We start from the raw sequence: 14545 nt of genomic DNA, 5'->3' as shown, positions 1-14545 counted from the left end.
CACGGGGGAGACGATGATCAAACGGGTTCTGACGGTCGTGCTCATGATCTGCGGGATGCTGGCCGGCGTCACGTCGGCGCAGGCCGCACCGGCAGCGCTGCCCGCTCCGGTGCCTTGTCCGGGGTGCTGGCACCCGGCGCTCGACACCAGTTGGGAATGGCGGCTCTCGTCGGTGCCGACCGAGCCGTTCCTGGACGTGACCATGTACGACATCGACGGGTTCGACGCCACCGCCGCGACGGTGCAGCGGCTGCACGAGACGAAGCCCGGGCGCAACGTGGTCTGCTACGTGAGCGCCGGGTCGTACGAGGACTGGCGACCGGACGCCGGCTCGTTCCCTGCCGCCGTGTTGGGGCTACCGCTGGACGACTGGGAAGGCGAACGCTGGTTGGACATCCGCGCGTTCAACGGGCCACTCGGCGACATCCTGGAAGCGCGGATGGACCTGTGCGCGGACAAGGGCTTCGACGCGATCGAGTTCGACAACGTCGACGGCTACACGAACGAGACCGGCTTCCCGTTGACCGCCGCTGACCAGCTGGCGTTCAACGCCTGGCTCGGCAACGAGGCGCACCGGCGCGGCCTGTCGGTGGGCCTGAAGAACGACATCGCGCAGATCCCGCAGCTGCTGCCGTACTTCGACTGGGCGCTGAACGAGCAGTGCTGGCAGTACGACGAGTGCACGACAGCGCAGAACGGCTCGTTCGGCTACGACCAGTTCGTCGACGCGGGCAAGGCGGTGTTCACCGTGTAGTACGAGCTCGCGACGTCGCAGTTCTGCTCGAGGTCGAACGCGGAGAACTTCAATTCCCTGGAGAAGAAGTACGAGCTCGACGCCTACCGCGTGGCCTGCCGTTAGTGCAACACCTCGTAGTGCTGGACGGTCACCCCGGCCGCGACGGTCGAGGACTCCTTCAGCCGGAGCGGTCCGGGTGTGACGTCGGCGCCGAACAAGGGGATGCCCGAGCCAAGCACGATCGGGTTGACCTTCACGATCAGCTCGTCCAGCACCGGATACAGCGTGGCCGCGAGCTGAGGTCCGCCGCACAGCCAGATGCTCAACCCTGGTTGCTCCTTCAACTCCGCAACCCGTTCGAGGACGTCGCTGGAGATCAGCTGCACCGCTTCGTCCGCGGTCTCGGTCAGGCTGCTCGAGACGACGTAGGTGCGCAGATGCGCGTACGGATTCGTCAACCCCGCCTTGACGCCCTGCTCGTACGTGGTCCGCCCCATCACCGCCGTGTCGAAGACGCGGTTCTCGACCTCGGCGCCGAGCATCGCGCGGACGTGGGTCGGCAACGTCTCGGGATACCGGCTGGCGAGCATCCCGACGTACTCCTCGTCCATCGGGAACAGGTCGATCGACCCGTCCAAAGCGGCGATGAAGCCGTCGATCGACGCGGCCACGAGATAGCAGAGCTTGCGCATCCGGCGAGAATAGCTAGTCGTACAGCTCGCCCGACGTCACGTTCACGATCTCGGCGGTGATGGCGCCGGCCCGGTCGGAGGCCATCAGCACGGCCGCGTTCGCCACGTCGGTGAGCAGGGGCAGCCGGCGGAGCGCGGTCTTCTCGGCCTGCTTCGCCCACCACTCCTGCTTGTGCTGGCCAGCGGGCGTCTCGGGCGAGCCGCCGGAGCGCAGGCACACGACCCGTACGCCGCCCGGGCCGAGTTCGGCGGCGAGCTGCCGGCAGAACGCCTCGATCGCCGCGGACAGCACGCCGAACCCGCCGGTGTTGAGGTACGGCACGCGCCCAGCCTGGGCTGACAGCGCGAGGATCACGCCCGAGCCCTCGCGGACCATGTGCCGGCCCGCTGCCGTCGCGGTGAGGAAGTGCGACTCCATCGCGTTGTGGATCGCACCGACGAACCGGTCGGGCTTCATCACCAGCAACGGCTCGCCCTGCGTGTCGCCGTAGCCGATGACGTTCAGCGAGATGTCGAGGCGACCGGCCTCGTCCACCACTCTGGCCGCATGGGCCTCGACGGCGTCGACGTCCAGTGCGTCGAGCGTCGCCGCGTCCGCCGTGCCGCCGCCCTTCCGGATGGCCGCGCCGACGATCTCCAGCGGCGCGCGGGTGCGCCCGGCCAGGTACAGCCGCGCACCCTCGTGGGCGAACGTACGAGCGATGGCGCCGCCGACGGCCCCACCGCCGCCATAGATCACCGCGACCTTGTCCTTCAGCAGCATGCTCCGCACGCTAGGCGGCAGGGCCATCCGCCGGTAGGTCCATTCGGGTGCGGCGGGAGTGGACCACGTTGGCCCTAGGACCATGTGCCTAGGTCCCGGTGGTCCGATGCCCGATGTGGTGCGCCGCGGCGGCTCGTATGGTCACGATCATGACGACAACGACGATCACCGAACGCCCACCGGGGGCCTTCACCAAGCGCTACCTGTCCCTCAGCGCGGGGTTGATCGCGCTCAGCACCCTGGTCGCGTTCGAGTATCTCGCCGTCGCCACCGCCATGCCCATCGTGGCCAGGGAGCTGGACGGCATGGCCCTGTACGGCCTGGCGTTCAGCGGCGCGATGGCCGCCAGCGTGTTCGCCACCGTGCTGGGCGGGCGCTGGAGCGACCTGCGCGGCCCGGTCGCGCCCCTGTGGACCGGTATCGTCGGGTTCGTCGCCGGTCTCCTGGTCGCCGGGTTCGCACAGAACATCACGATCTTCCTCGCCGGCCGGGTCCTCCAGGGCCTCGGCGCCGGGCTGTTCCTCGTGACGATGTACGTGCTCGTGGCCAGGGTCTACCCGTCGGTGCTGCACCCGCAGGTGTTCTCCGCGCTCGCCGCGGCCTGGGTGATCCCGTCGATGGTGGGACCGGTGCTCACCGGTGTGATCACCGACTACGTCGGCTGGCGCTGGGTGTTCCTCGGCGTCTCGGTGCTTACGCTGCCCGCGTCGTACGTCCTGGCGCGCGGCCTGGTCGGACAACCAATCGTCGGCGGCCAGGCCACGGGCTCCGCGGGGCTCGGTCGGCGCTTGGTGTGGGCCACGGTGACCGCGGCCGGCGCGGCACTCATGCAGTACGGCAGCGGCCACGCGAACGGGCTCGTCGTCCTGCTCATCGGTGCCGCGCTGCTCGCCGTCGCGCTGCCCCAGCTGCTGCCGAAGGGCACGCTGGTCGCGCTCCGCGGGCTGCCGGCCGTGGTGGCGCTCCGCGGCGTGGTCGCGGCCGCGTTCGTCGCGGCCGAGGTGCTCGTTCCGCTGATGCTGATCGAGGACCGCGGTCTCAGCCCGTCGCTGGCCGGGCTCGCCCTGACCGGCAGCGCGCTCGCCTGGTCGTTCGCGTCCTGGCTACAGGGTCGCGGCTGGGTGAAGCGACCGTTCGCCCTGCGCGGCGGTGCCGCGTTCGTGACCGCAGGCATCGTGCTGATCGCGCTGGTCGCCCAGGACATCCTCCCGATCGGTGCCGCGTTCGTGGTGTGGATCGTCGCGGGCTTCGGAATGGGCATGCTCTACCCGACGCTGTCCGTCCTGACGCTGGAGCTCTCGGCGGAGGGCGAGCAGGGACAGAACAGCTCGTCGCTGCAGGTGGGGGAGTCGGTCTTCACCGTGGTCGTGGTGGCGATCACCGGAGCCCTGTTCACGATGGTCGGCTCGGGCTACCTGGTCTCGTTCGCCGTCGCCGCCTTGTTCGGAGTCGTCGGCATCCTGATCGCGCGAAGGTCGTACGCATGAACGCGCTCGACTCGAGCGTGCGGCGTTTCCACCAGGCCTTCGAGATCGCCGACCTGGCCGAGGCGAACGGGATCGACGTGGTGACCGACTACCACGAGCGGCTGGGCTTCGACGGCCTCGTCTTCTGGCCCGTCTTCGGCGACCCCCTCGACCAAGCGCGTCGCTTCGTCGAGGAGGTCAGGCCGAGGCTGCCGCCGCTGTTCCAGGCCTAGGCGTTGTCGAGGTCGTCCAGGCTGGGGGACGTCGGGTACGGGGCGTGCGGCGGCTGCTGGTACCAGAAGGCCGTCGACGCGATGTCGTCGCGCAGCTGGAGGAACCGGGCGCCACCCTTGATGTCCTGCTTGAACCCGAGCGCCTGGATCGTCACGCGCAGGTCGCTGCTGAACCGGATCGGGTCCTGGACATGCCAGCGGTACAGGCCGAACCGCTGCTGGTTGTCCATGTGCCCTTCCGGCTCCAACACCTGCGGCATGCCGAGGTACGGCGTCGTGAACTCCTTGTACCGGTCGTCCACGGTGAAGCCCCACGCGCCGCCGAAGTAGTCCTCGGTGCCCGTGCCGCAGATCGTCGGGAAGTCCTTGTCGCCGTCCATATAGAACTTGATCTCGCCCTCGCCCCACCAGCCTCGGTGGTGCGCCTCCCAGGCGATGTACGTACCGACGTAGTGACCGCGGCCCTGGACGCCGTCGAGGATCGTGTGCACATCGCCCTTGGGCACGGTGTCGGTGCGGCGCCACTGGGCGTGCAGGTACGCGCGGTCCTCCTCGACCTCGGTCAGCGCGTAGCTGATCTGGAAGAAGAAGCCGGTCACCTCGTCGGGGCCGAGGTTCTCGATCGTGATCCGCGCGCTGCCGCGGAACGGCATCTCCCAGTAGGAGTTGAAGCCGCCGGTCGGGTTGACCGCGACCGGGATCGAGCTGACCTGGGCGTGCTTGCCCCAGCCGTTCGCGAAGAAGTCGCCCAGCGGTGCCTCGATGCTGGGCTGGTCCTCGCCGTCCCAGTACGCGCGGATCACCAGCCGGCGCCAGGCGCGGGAGTCGACGGTGATCCAGATGTGCTGGATCGCGCCCGGACCCTCGATCTCGGCGAGCGTGGTCGTGGAGGTGCCGGGGAGGGTGATGCAGGGCCGTACCTTCCAGCCCTGCCCGAGCTCGCGGGCGGCGTTCTCGCCCTCGGTCGCCATCCCGCCCTGGCCCTTGGCCCCGGTCGGGTTCTCGGCGTTGATGCTCCTGGTTTCGGCGTTGGAGACCCGGCTGAGGTTGCCCAGGTGCAGACCGAGGCCGTTGAAGTCGGACACAAGCTCTCCTGCTCTGTCGAGAGAACGATTTCCCGCCGTGTTCCCATGCTTGCAGAAGTCGTGCCTTCGCCGTCTAGGGAACGGCCTGGACCACTTCCGGCCGGCCCCACCCGGTGATCATGTACGTGATCGTGAAGCCAGAGCTGTCCTATGCGCCAGTTTGCCTTCATGATCACGTTCATGATCACGGCGCGGCGTGATACGGATCATGGTCATGGAGTTCTTCTGCTACCACCGCGACCGGCCCGGCTCGTTGGCGCTCCGGACGAAGCTGGTGGAGGCGCACTGGTCCTACATGGACGGGTACGAGGCGTCGCTGATCGCGCGCGGTCCGACGTTCGTCGGCGACGTTCCGACCGGCAGCGTGCACGTCGTCGACCTGCCAGATCCCGCAGCGGCGCGGGCGTTCGCGTTCGACGAGCCGACCTACCAGGCGGGCGCGTACCGGGACGTCCTGCTGCGCCGGTGGCGGAACCTCCTCGGCCGGACGATGTGGGACTTTCCCGGCGGACGCACCGAAGGCGACCGCTACCTCGTACTCGGCTTCGGCACCGGCGAGCCCGTCGATGACATCGTGCCGTCGGACAGCGACGAGCTGGTCGCGTACGGGCCGTTGCTCTCCGACGACGGCACCCAGTGGCTCGGCACGGCGGTGCTCCTTCGAGCCCCTGACGAGGAGACTGCGCGCGCCGTCCTGACCACCGAGAGGTACGACGCGATCGAGGTGCACGCCTGGGAGTTCGGCGGGCGTCGTTAGCGGTGTCCCTGATTCATGATCACGGCCGATCCCGGACACGTTCACGCCTGGCGTAGCGGTGGGTTCCCATAGAGGCTTAGCCCGACTGGGAATCGATCCGAGGAGTGGCTCGCGTGAGCGGCATCATCCTGACCGAACGACCGTTGCCGTACGCCGACCTCGGGCCGGAAAGCCCGCTGCCGCCCCTCGCCGACGAACTGCAGATGCCGTACGAGCTCGGGGGACAGGACCTGCCCGCGCCGCTCGACCTCGAGTACGGCAAGGTCCGCAGCATCTTCCCGTACCTCCCGCAGAACGGGTACGAACGCACGCTTCGCCCCGGCTCGATCAAGACCGCGGTGCTGTCCAACTCGCTGCTCCGCGCCGAGTTCGCGCTCGACCTGGGCGGTCGGCTCTGGTCGCTGCAAGACGTGCGGACCGGACGCGAGCTGCTCTACAACAACTCGATCTTCCAGCCCGCGAACCTCGGTCTGCGCAACGCCTGGTTCGCCGGCGGCGTCGAGTGGAACATCGGCACCCGCGGCCACTCGCCGACGACCTGCGAGCCGCTGTTCGCCGCGGTCGCGCCGGCGCCGAACGGGTCGGACGCGCTGCGGATGTGGGAGTACGAACGGCTCCGCGGCGTCGTGTTCCAGCTCGACGCGTGGCTCGACGACGACTCCCCGGTGCTCTACGTCCAGGTCCGGATCCGCAACCCGCACGACGTCGAGACCCCGATGTACTGGTGGTCGAACGCCGCGATCGCCGAGCAGGAAGGGCTCCGCGTGTTCGCCCCGGCGGCACGGGCGTACCACACCGCGTACGACGGTTCGTTGACGCTCGAGCCGACCGCGAAGGCGCCCTGGACCTACCCGGCCGACAACCCCGCGGCGGCGGACTACTTCTTCGACATCGAGCCGTCCGACCGGCCGTGGATCGCGGCGGTGACGAGCTCGGGCCAGGGCATCGTGCAGACGTCGACCAGCCTGCTGCGTGGGCGGAAGCTGTTCTGCTGGGGGCAGCATCGCGGCGGCCGGCGGTGGTCGGAGTGGCTCACGATGCCGGGCGGCGGGTCGTACGTGGAGATCCAGTCCGGGCTGACGGCGACGCAGTACGAGCACGCGCGGATGCCGGCGCGGGCGGAGTGGCGCTGGATCGAGGCGTACGCGCCGCTCTGGGTCGACCCTGTCGTCTCGCACGGGGAGGACTGGGACGCGGCGGTCGAGCACGTCGCGTCGCGGCTGGAGCTCAAGGTCGAGCAGAAGGTGCTCGAGGACCAGCTCGCGTCGAGCGTGAGCGTGATCGACGCGCCGCCGACCCGGCTGCTGAACGTGGGCGGCGGTTGGGGTGCGCTCGAGTACGACCGCGCGATGGCCGACGGCGAGTCGTTCCTCGACCTGACCGGGACGCCGTTCCTGCGCGTCGACGGACCGGAGTACGAGCACTGGCGGGTGCTGCTGTCGACCGGGCGGTTCCCGCACGGCCGGCCGGCGACCGCGCCGCCGTCGTACCAGAGCGGGTCGCGCTGGGAGGCGCGGCTGAAGGAGTCGTCGCCGAGCTGGCTGACCGAGTACCACCTCGCGGTGCTTTCGCATGTCCGTGGCGACCTGGCTGCCGCGCGGAAGCACTACGGCGAGTCGCTCGAGCTGGGCCGGTCGGCGTGGACGTTGCGTGGCCTTGCCGTGTTGGAGGCCGAGGCGGGGCACGCCGCGTTGTCGGCGGACCTGATGGTCGAGGCGCACCAGCTGGCACCGGCGCGCTGGCAGCTGACGGTGGAGACTGTTACCGCGTTGCTGGGTTGCGCGCGGGCGGCCGACGCGTTGGCGTTGATCGACGACCTGTCCGGTGAGCAGTGTGCAGTGGGCCGTGTCCGGCTGGCCGAAGTGCGCGCGGCGCTGGCGGCTGGCGCTTCGGCTCGGGCGCGGAAGATTCTCCAGACAGGCTTGGAGATTCCGGACCTGCAGGAGGGTGAGGTGAGCCTGGCGCAACTGTGGGAACAGGCCTGTCCAGGCGAACCGTTGCCGCCGGAGTACGACTTCGAGATGAAGCCCGCTTAGCTCCACTAGGCTCTGCGCATGGCAGACCAGCAGAGACTGATGCTTCTGGACGCGGCGTCGTTGTACTTCCGGGCGTTCTTCGGGGTGCCCGAGTCGATGAAGTCGCCCGATGGGAAGCCGGTCAACGCGATCCGCGGGTTGCTGGACTTCATCGCCCGGCTGGTCACCGCTCATGAGCCGACGCATGTCGTTGCCTGCTGGGACGACGACTGGCGACCGGCTTGGCGCGTGGCGCTGGTTCCGTCGTACAAGTCGCACCGCGTCGTCCGTACGGTCAAGGGTGGCAGGGACATCCAGGAGCAGCCGTCCGCGCTCACCGCGCAGGAGCCGGTGATCCGGGAGGTGCTCGACGCGCTCGGCATCGCCGTCCTCGGTGGTGAGGAGCTGGAGGCGGACGACGTCATCGGCACGCTGAGCCAGCGGGCGAAGATGCCGGTCGACGTGGTGACCGGCGACCGCGACCTGTTCCAGCTCGTCGACGACGAACGCGAAGTGCGCATCCTCTACATCGCCCGCGGCGTCGGCCGCCTGGAGATCGTGGACGAGGGCGTGGTCGAGAAGAAGTACGGCATCCCCGGCCGCCTCTACGCCGACTTCGCGACGCTCCGCGGCGACAACTCCGACGGGCTGCCCGGCGTCGCAGGCGTGGGCGACAAGACCGCCGCGAGCCTGGTCACCACGTACGGCGACCTCGACGGCATCGTCGCCGCCGCGAACGACGACACCACGGGCATGTCGCCGACGCTCAAGTCGAAGATCAAGGCCGGCGAGCTCTACCTCACCGCCGCCCGCGAGGTCGTCCTCGTCGCCCGCAACGCCGACCTCCCCGAGGTCGACGCCAAGCTGCCGAAGGCACCCAAAGACACCGCCAAGTGGAAGGAGCTCACCGAACGGTGGGGTCTCAGCAGTTCGGCGGAACGCGTCAACGACGCGCTCTTCAAGGGCTAAGTCACGTCCTCCCGGTCAAAGTCATCCACCGGGCAGAGCCCATCGACCTACCTGACCGCATGCTTGAGCTGGACCGCAGGCGTGCTCGACCTTGGCGTGGGAGCGGCGTCCCCGTTGGGATGGCGGGGACTCACCGGCGCACGCCACGACGCCTACACGAGACGAGCCTTGGTCAGGAGGGCTCGGATCTCGCCGCGTTTCACGCGAGCTTGACTGAATCGGATTGTGTGCGAGTTGGCGATGCTCAGCTCGTGACCTCCAGGCTCACGCAGAGGAACCCGGCAGCCTGGCCGCATTCCCCGCACGACTGATCGAGAAGCCGTCTGCGGTCGTCGCGTGCCTCTCCGGTTCGCTCTACCAACGGGTCTGACATGCCAGCTCCTCACGACCGGACTAAAACGTCCCACAGAACGACATGATAGGCAGTAAGAGTCCGCAGTTCAAGCGGTGTCGACGCGCGCCCGCAGGACTCAAACTGCCTATCCTGTGAGCGTGGAGTTCGCCGAGGTCATCAGACGACGCCGAGCCGAGCTTGGCATTAGCCAGGCCGACCTCGCACGGAGTATCGGCGTCGACCCTCGCCAGGTCCGCCGCTACGAGGCTGGGGAGCAGTACCCAGTCCTTCCGGTCGCCGTGAAGATGTCAGAAGCTCTCGACGTTTCTCTTGCGGAGTTGGCAGGTCTCCCCGCTCACGACGTTGACCTCGCAGGCGATTGGTACACGGCGTGGCAGTCATGGAAGGACGGGCGAGAGCTGGTCGCGGTTCAGCTCACCCGCTTTGAGCAACAGGGCGAGTTGATCACGGTGACGGCGACCCATCGCGGCAGGGACGTCGAGGCAGGCGGCTACCTGTGGCGCGGCGAGCTGAGGCTGTGGAGCAACGACACCCTGCTTGGCTGGTACGTCGCCACCGATGGCCCGGTGCAGGCCAAGGGGACGTTGTACTTTCACCTTCACCAGAACGGATTGAGCGCTCGCGGTCGTTGGGTTGGGCTCTCCTTCGACGGGCCGATCGTGACTGGTTTCAGCGCGTTCGCGCGCACCGAGGACGAGGCGCGAAACGTCATCGCTGAGCTGCAAGGAGGGTCGCGGTGACGAGCATTGTCGAGGTCGTTCTCACCGGCCCACCAGCAGCAGTCGTCGCGATCGTGCGGATCCTCCTGAACCAACGACTCATCGCGTCGGCGCAGATCGCGGACGTTCGATCTTCCTACTGGTGGAGTGGCTCCATCGAGTCAGCGAAGGAAGCGCGTGCAACGATGCGGACCCGCACAGAAGTGGTCCCTGAACTTCTGGAAGTTGCGAACCGCGAGCATCCGTATGAGGTGCCAGGCATCATCGTTCTTCCGGTGATAGACGGCAACGTTGACTATCTGCAGTGGGTGAGGAACGAGACGTCCCCATCGGTAACCTAGTTTCACTGTCTAGGGAAAAAGGGCCGCCAATCAGGTGGGGGATCCTCGCCGGTGCGGCCGTCGACCGCTTCGCGCAGGAGGTCGGCGTGGCCGGTGTGCCGGCCGTACTCCTCGACGAGGTCGCACAGCAGGCGGCGGAGGTTGGCGCGGTGGCCGTCCAGCGCGGGTGCGTGCACGGGCTGGTCGAGTCCGCCCGACTCAAGCGCGGCGCCGAAGCGGGCACGGGAACGAGCGACCGCTCCGTCGTAGAGGGCGTACAGCGACTCGGCCGAGTCGGTCTCGGCAGACGTGAACTCCCAGTCGTCGTTGCCGTCCCACCCCGTCGCGTCCCACGGCGTGCCCATCGTCGCAGCGCCGGCGAGCTTGACCGTGGACGCGTAGTCCTCCTGCGCCGCGAGGTGCTTGAGCAGCCCGGCCAGCGTCAGCGTCGATGGCTCGATGCGCTGGCGCAGCCCGCGAGCGTCGAGGTCGGCGACCTTCCAGCGGAACGTCGCGCGGAGCCGGTCGAGCATGCCGAGAACATGCTCGGCCTCGGTGCCGGCGAGCGGTGGTAGCCACGTCATGACCCGGGACAGTACGCAACGTTCCGGACATTCCACGTCCGGAAGAACTAGACCGCCGGAGGGCGCTGCTCGTACGACGTCGACAGCACGATGACCGTGCGGGTCGACACGTTGGCCTTGGCGCGGATGCGGGCCAGCAGCTCCTCCAACGCGGTGGGGGAGGCGCAGCGCACCTTGAGGATGTAGTTCTCGTCGCCCGCGACCGAGTGGCAGGCCTCGAGCTCCGGCACGTCGGCCAGCAGGTCGGGCGAGTCGTCGGGCTGTGACGGGTCGATCGGCTTGATCGAGATGAATGCCGTCAACGGCAGCTCGATGGCCTCGTAGTCGATGAGCGCCGCGTACCCGCGGATCACGCCGCGCTGCTCGAGCCGGCGCACGCGTTGGTGCACGGCCGACGTCGACAGCCCGGTCTCCTTGCCGAGATCGGTGTACGACATCCGCCCGTTGCCCGCCAGCAGCCGCAGGATCTGACGGTCGAGATCCTCCACGCCCGTCACCCGCTCAGCCGTCCAGCACCGTGAGCTCGCGGGGCCGCAGGTTGACCCGCTCGCCGCCCGACTCGGTCACGACCAGGATGTCCTCGATCCGCGCGCCGTGCTCACCAGCGAAGTAGATCCCCGGCTCGACCGAGAACGCCATCCCCGGCTCCAACGGCAGCGTGTTGCCGGCAACGATGTACGGGTCCTCGTGGCTCTCCATGCCGATCCCGTGCCCGGTCCGGTGGATGAACTGATCCCCGAACCCCGCTGAAGCGATCACCGACCGCGCCGCCGCGTCGACCGACTCCGCCGAGACCCCCGGACGAACGTGTTCGCAAGCAGCGATCTGTGCCTGCCGCAGCACCTCGTAGTACTCCACGAAGGCAGCAGGCGCCGAGCCCATCACGTACGTCCGCGTCGAGTCCGAGCAGTACCCGGCAGCAGTCGTCCCGCCGATGTCCACCACCACCGGCTCACCGCGCTGGATCACCCGGTCGCTGACCTCGTGGTGCGGCGACGCCGAGTTCGGTCCGGAGCCGACGATGGTGAAGTCGACCTGGACGTGCCCCTCCTCGAGGATCGCCGCCGCGATGTCGGCGCCGACCTCGCGCTCGGTCCGCCCGACCTTCAGCCAGTCGGGAACGCGAGCATGCACTCGGTCGATCGCCGCCCCGGCCTCGCGGAGCGCCGCGACCTCGAACGGCGACTTGCGCATCCGCAGCTCGGTCAGCACCTCGTTCGCCAGCGCCTGCGTCACCCCGGGCAGCGCGGCGGCGAACCCGAGCACCTTCTCCGCCCACATGTGGTTGTCCAGCCCGATCCGCCGAACGCCGGAAGGCAGCAGCTTGGCGACCAGCGCGTACGGGTCCTCGGTCTCTTCCCACGTGACGATCTCGACGTCCAGCTGCTCCACACCCGAAGCCTCGGCCGCACCGCGCTCCAGCCGCGGCACGACCAGCACCGGCCCGCCGCCCGACACAGGCAGCGCCAGACAGGTGAGGCGCTCCAGCGCCTTCGCGTCGTAGCCGACCAGGTAGCGCAGGTCCTGGCTCGGCGTGATCAGCAGCGCGTCGATCCCCGCGGCGCCGGCGGTCTGGCGGGCGCGCTCGAGGCGGTTCTTCAGGTCCACTGTGGTCGAGGTAGCGGTCACCCTGCCACTGTAGTGCTGACAGCAGACAGGCTGGAGGAACCGATGCCGAGCTACGTGTTTCTGCTCTACGGCGACGCCGCGGCGTACGTCGACGGGCCGGACGACGACCCGTCGAGCTGGGAGGACAGCATGAAGAAGCACTCCGAGTGGAGTGCGTACGTCGAGGCCTCCGGCGCCCGGATCCTCGGCGGCGAGGCGCTGCTGCCCCCGGCCGAGGCGCGCACCGTCCGTACGGTCGATGACAGCGCCGACCGCCTGGTGATGGACGGCCCGTTCGCCGAGGTGAAGGAAGCCCTCGGTGGCTACTACGTGATCGAGGCCGCCTCGCTGGAGGCCGCCGTCGAGCTGGCGAAAACCTGCCCCGAACCCACCGTCGAGGTCCGGCCGATCGTCCCCACTTCCTAGGGTTCCAGCAGCGCCGCGCGGAACGCGGCCACCCGCTCGGCGGACAGCCCCCGCGACAAGGCGTACGCCTCGAACGAGCCGTACCGCGCGAGGAACTGAGGCAGCAGCGTGGCCATTGCGCTCGCCGTCACCGTCGTGTACGGAGGCGGCATCGAGAGGTGGGACTCCCACCGCTCCGGGTACGTCGCGCGGAACCACCGCTCGTACGGCCCCACCGCCTCGGCCGTCAGCGCGTAGTCCGCCGCGATGTCGTCCAGCCCCACCCCGAGCAGCCCGAGCGCCAGCGCCGCGACGATCCCGGTCCGGTCCTTGCCGCCCGCGCAGTGGAAGACCAGCGGATGCGCGGCGGGGGACACCACGTGGGACAGCACCGCCCCCATGGGCGCCTCGGGATCGGCGAGCATCTCCAGGTACCGCGCGACGAGGAACGCCTCCGGCCCGTCCTCGGGCACATACGTCGCCGGGTCCCACAATGCGGTCAGCAGGCTCACCTGGTGATACGCCACCGAACCATCGTCGAGCGCGACCCGGCCCTCGGCGTCGATCTCGGCAGAGGTGCGCAGGTCGACCACCGTACGAATCCCCAGCGCACGCAGCCGATCCAGGTCCGGCTCCTGCAACCGCGACAGCGAGTCGGCACGAATCAGCCTTCCCCACTTGACTGTTCGGCCCTCGGCGCCGGTATAACCACCGAGATCTCGAACGTTCCAGGCCAGGTCGAACCGCAGTCGTCGTTCGGGCACCCGCTCACCATACGAGCGTCTCGGCTAGCGTGGCTCGTTATGCCGCCGACCAGCCCGACGAATCCCACGACCCGCATGGTCGTGTTCGCCCAGCCCGGGCTCGGCCCGATCATCCGGCGCGACCTCGCTCGCGTCACCGGCAGCGGCAACGACGGCCGCGCCGACATCCTGCTCTGCGAGGTGCCTACCGGCGAGGAGCACAAGCTCCTGAAGCTCCGCACGGCCGAGGACGTCTTCGTCGAGATCGGCCGTACGCTCCGGACCGAGGGCGACCAGCCGCACTGGATCGCGGGCCGCCTGCTGAAGCCGAACCGGCTGGAACGCGCGATCCAGGCCGCCGGTCCCAAGAGAGCGTCCACGTTCCGCGTCGTCGCCCGCGTCCTGCAGGAACGCAGCTTCCAGCGCACCGCGCTCCGCCGCGCGCTCGCCGACGCGGTCGGCAAGGCCAGGCCGGACTGGAAGCCCGCCGACCCGGCGCGCAACGAGATCTGGTGCGTCGAGTACACCAAGGGCCGCTTCATCGCCGGCCTCCGGGTGAGCGGCGTCGACCAGCGCCAGCACGGTGGCCGCAAGGAGGAACGGCAGGGCGCGCTCCGCCCGACCGTGGCCGCCGCGATGTTGGGCCTCGCCACCGACCGCGAGAACGCCCGCATCCTCGACCCTTGCTGCGGCTCCGGCACGATCCTCGCCGAGGCGAAGGCCCGCGGCTGGAACGCGGTCGGCTGCGATATCGACACCGACGCCGTCCGCATCGCCCGCCGCAACGTGGACCGCGTCGACATCGAGCAGGGCGACGTCCGCGACCTCGGGTTCGACGACGCGAGCTTCGATGCCTGCGTGTCCAACCTCCCGTTCGGCCGCCAGTACGAGGTCCAGGGCGACCCGACGAACTGGCTGAAGGCCACGCTCGGCGAGCTCGCACGGGTCACCAAGCCCGGCGGCCGGGTCGTCGTTCTCGTCCCGGAGCTCCCGCGCGCCGCCGTTCCCAAGAGCCTCCGGCTGAAGGACCGGCACAGCCTGCGGCTCCTCGGCACGCAGACGACGATCTGGACGTACGACCGGCTTCCCTAGGAT

General features: G+C 69.1%; 17 protein-coding genes. 10 read left to right on the top strand and 7 right to left on the bottom strand.

From position 1 onward, the window contains the following. The first annotated feature begins 13 nt into the window (after positions 1-13). Positions 14-754, top strand: coding sequence for an endo alpha-1,4 polygalactosaminidase (locus tag JOD67_RS24265; RefSeq protein WP_205120002.1), 741 nt, complete (start codon positions 14-16; stop codon positions 752-754). Positions 755-855: 101 nt separating this feature from the next. Here JOD67_RS24265 and JOD67_RS24260 read toward each other — a convergent pair whose 3' ends face one another. Together JOD67_RS24260 and JOD67_RS24255 are read right to left on the bottom strand one after the other, a co-directional pair. Continuing rightward, positions 856-1428 (bottom strand): dihydrofolate reductase family protein, encoded by a 573-nt coding sequence (locus JOD67_RS24260; RefSeq protein ID WP_205120001.1) that lies wholly within the window; start codon positions 1426-1428, stop codon positions 856-858. 13 nt (positions 1429-1441) lie between these two features. After that, on the bottom strand, positions 1442-2191 hold the full coding sequence (locus JOD67_RS24255) for an SDR family NAD(P)-dependent oxidoreductase (protein ID WP_205120000.1): 750 nt from the start codon (positions 2189-2191) through the stop codon (positions 1442-1444). A 149-nt stretch (positions 2192-2340) separates the two neighbouring features. Between JOD67_RS24255 and JOD67_RS24250 the strand changes: the two genes are divergently transcribed. Together JOD67_RS24250 and JOD67_RS24245 are read left to right on the top strand one after the other, a co-directional pair. Beyond that, on the top strand, positions 2341-3678 hold the full coding sequence (locus JOD67_RS24250) for an MFS transporter (RefSeq protein ID WP_205119999.1): 1338 nt from the start codon (positions 2341-2343) through the stop codon (positions 3676-3678). After that, positions 3675-3890 (top strand): hypothetical protein, encoded by a 216-nt coding sequence (locus JOD67_RS24245; protein ID WP_205119998.1) that lies wholly within the window; start codon positions 3675-3677, stop codon positions 3888-3890. Before JOD67_RS24250 ends, JOD67_RS24245 begins: the two co-directional genes overlap by 4 nt. Here the strand turns inward: JOD67_RS24245 and JOD67_RS24240 are convergent. Then, the gene (locus tag JOD67_RS24240) at positions 3887-4975 is read right to left on the bottom strand and encodes a glycoside hydrolase family 172 protein (protein ID WP_307782528.1); all 1089 of its coding nucleotides are present in this window, start codon (positions 4973-4975) and stop codon (positions 3887-3889) included. The genes JOD67_RS24245 and JOD67_RS24240 overlap by 4 nt on opposite strands. A 214-nt stretch (positions 4976-5189) precedes the next feature. Between JOD67_RS24240 and JOD67_RS24235 the strand changes: the two genes are divergently transcribed. The 5 genes from JOD67_RS24235 to cutA all read left to right on the top strand — a co-directional run bounded on the left by JOD67_RS24235 (position 5190) and on the right by cutA (position 10131). Next, entirely contained in the window at positions 5190-5732 is a 543-nt protein-coding gene (locus JOD67_RS24235; RefSeq protein WP_205119997.1) for a YciI family protein, read from the top strand. 113 nt (positions 5733-5845) lie between these two features. Continuing rightward, entirely contained in the window at positions 5846-7768 is a 1923-nt protein-coding gene (locus JOD67_RS24230; protein ID WP_205119996.1) for a DUF5107 domain-containing protein, read from the top strand. A gap of 18 nt (positions 7769-7786) precedes the next feature. Beyond that, positions 7787-8716 carry a 5'-3' exonuclease gene (locus JOD67_RS24225; RefSeq protein ID WP_239554023.1) on the top strand — a complete coding sequence of 310 codons (930 nt, stop codon included), beginning with the start codon at positions 7787-7789 and terminating at the stop codon, positions 8714-8716. A 492-nt stretch (positions 8717-9208) separates the two neighbouring features. Continuing rightward, positions 9209-9811, top strand: coding sequence for a helix-turn-helix transcriptional regulator (locus JOD67_RS24220; protein WP_205119995.1), 603 nt, complete (start codon positions 9209-9211; stop codon positions 9809-9811). After that, positions 9808-10131, top strand: a complete 324-nt coding sequence (cutA, locus tag JOD67_RS24215; protein ID WP_205119994.1) for a divalent-cation tolerance protein CutA — start codon at positions 9808-9810, stop codon at positions 10129-10131. The genes JOD67_RS24220 and cutA overlap by 4 nt, the downstream gene beginning before the upstream one ends. Positions 10132-10133: 2 nt before the next feature. Here the strand turns inward: cutA and JOD67_RS24210 are convergent, their stop codons facing one another. The 3 genes from JOD67_RS24210 to JOD67_RS24200 are packed head-to-tail and all read right to left on the bottom strand — an operon-like array spanning position 10134 to position 12323. Further along, positions 10134-10694 carry a mycothiol transferase gene (locus JOD67_RS24210; protein ID WP_205119993.1) on the bottom strand — a complete coding sequence of 187 codons (561 nt, stop codon included), beginning with the start codon at positions 10692-10694 and terminating at the stop codon, positions 10134-10136. A 47-nt stretch (positions 10695-10741) separates the two neighbouring features. Next, positions 10742-11191 carry an Lrp/AsnC family transcriptional regulator gene (locus JOD67_RS24205; protein WP_443734639.1) on the bottom strand — a complete coding sequence of 150 codons (450 nt, stop codon included), beginning with the start codon at positions 11189-11191 and terminating at the stop codon, positions 10742-10744. Between the two features lie 4 nt (positions 11192-11195). Beyond that, positions 11196-12323 carry a M24 family metallopeptidase gene (locus JOD67_RS24200; RefSeq protein ID WP_205119992.1) on the bottom strand — a complete coding sequence of 376 codons (1128 nt, stop codon included), beginning with the start codon at positions 12321-12323 and terminating at the stop codon, positions 11196-11198. 42 nt (positions 12324-12365) lie between these two features. Here JOD67_RS24200 and JOD67_RS24195 point away from each other — a divergent pair, with 42 nt between their 5' ends. After that, complete coding sequence (locus tag JOD67_RS24195; RefSeq protein WP_205119991.1) at positions 12366-12728, top strand: YciI family protein; 363 nt, start codon at positions 12366-12368, stop codon at positions 12726-12728. On the opposite strand, the gene JOD67_RS24190 is transcribed toward JOD67_RS24195, so the two are convergent. After that, on the bottom strand, positions 12725-13471 hold the full coding sequence (locus JOD67_RS24190) for a tyrosine-protein phosphatase (RefSeq protein WP_205119990.1): 747 nt from the start codon (positions 13469-13471) through the stop codon (positions 12725-12727). The two genes, JOD67_RS24195 and JOD67_RS24190, sit on opposite strands and share 4 nt — an antisense overlap. Positions 13472-13510: 39 nt before the next feature. Here JOD67_RS24190 and JOD67_RS24185 point away from each other — a divergent pair, with 39 nt between their 5' ends. After that, a complete protein-coding gene (locus JOD67_RS24185; protein ID WP_205119989.1) occupies positions 13511-14542 on the top strand; it encodes a methyltransferase domain-containing protein in 1032 nt (343 codons plus the stop codon). Positions 14543-14545 lie beyond the last annotated feature (3 nt).

The sequence above is a fragment of the Tenggerimyces flavus genome (assembly GCF_016907715.1).
Taxonomy (GTDB): domain Bacteria; phylum Actinomycetota; class Actinomycetes; order Propionibacteriales; family Actinopolymorphaceae; genus Tenggerimyces; species Tenggerimyces flavus.
This window is presented reverse-complemented; position numbering and strand designations above follow the sequence as displayed.

What these genes read in the sequence shown, in the direction of transcription:
- JOD67_RS24265 (WP_205120002.1), top strand. Translation starts at nt 14, where the DNA reads ATGATCAAACGGGTTCTGACGGTCGTGCTCATGATCTGCGGGATGCTG.
- JOD67_RS24260 (WP_205120001.1), bottom strand. Translation starts at nt 1,428, where the DNA reads ATGCGCAAGCTCTGCTATCTCGTGGCCGCGTCGATCGACGGCTTCATC.
- JOD67_RS24255 (WP_205120000.1), bottom strand. Translation starts at nt 2,191, where the DNA reads ATGCTGCTGAAGGACAAGGTCGCGGTGATCTATGGCGGCGGTGGGGCC.
- JOD67_RS24250 (WP_205119999.1), top strand. Translation starts at nt 2,341, where the DNA reads ATGACGACAACGACGATCACCGAACGCCCACCGGGGGCCTTCACCAAG.
- JOD67_RS24245 (WP_205119998.1), top strand. Translation starts at nt 3,675, where the DNA reads ATGAACGCGCTCGACTCGAGCGTGCGGCGTTTCCACCAGGCCTTCGAG.
- JOD67_RS24235 (WP_205119997.1), top strand. Translation starts at nt 5,190, where the DNA reads ATGGAGTTCTTCTGCTACCACCGCGACCGGCCCGGCTCGTTGGCGCTC.
- JOD67_RS24225 (WP_239554023.1), top strand. Translation starts at nt 7,787, where the DNA reads ATGGCAGACCAGCAGAGACTGATGCTTCTGGACGCGGCGTCGTTGTAC.
- JOD67_RS24210 (WP_205119993.1), bottom strand. Translation starts at nt 10,694, where the DNA reads ATGACGTGGCTACCACCGCTCGCCGGCACCGAGGCCGAGCATGTTCTC.
- JOD67_RS24195 (WP_205119991.1), top strand. Translation starts at nt 12,366, where the DNA reads ATGCCGAGCTACGTGTTTCTGCTCTACGGCGACGCCGCGGCGTACGTC.
- JOD67_RS24185 (WP_205119989.1), top strand. Translation starts at nt 13,511, where the DNA reads ATGCCGCCGACCAGCCCGACGAATCCCACGACCCGCATGGTCGTGTTC.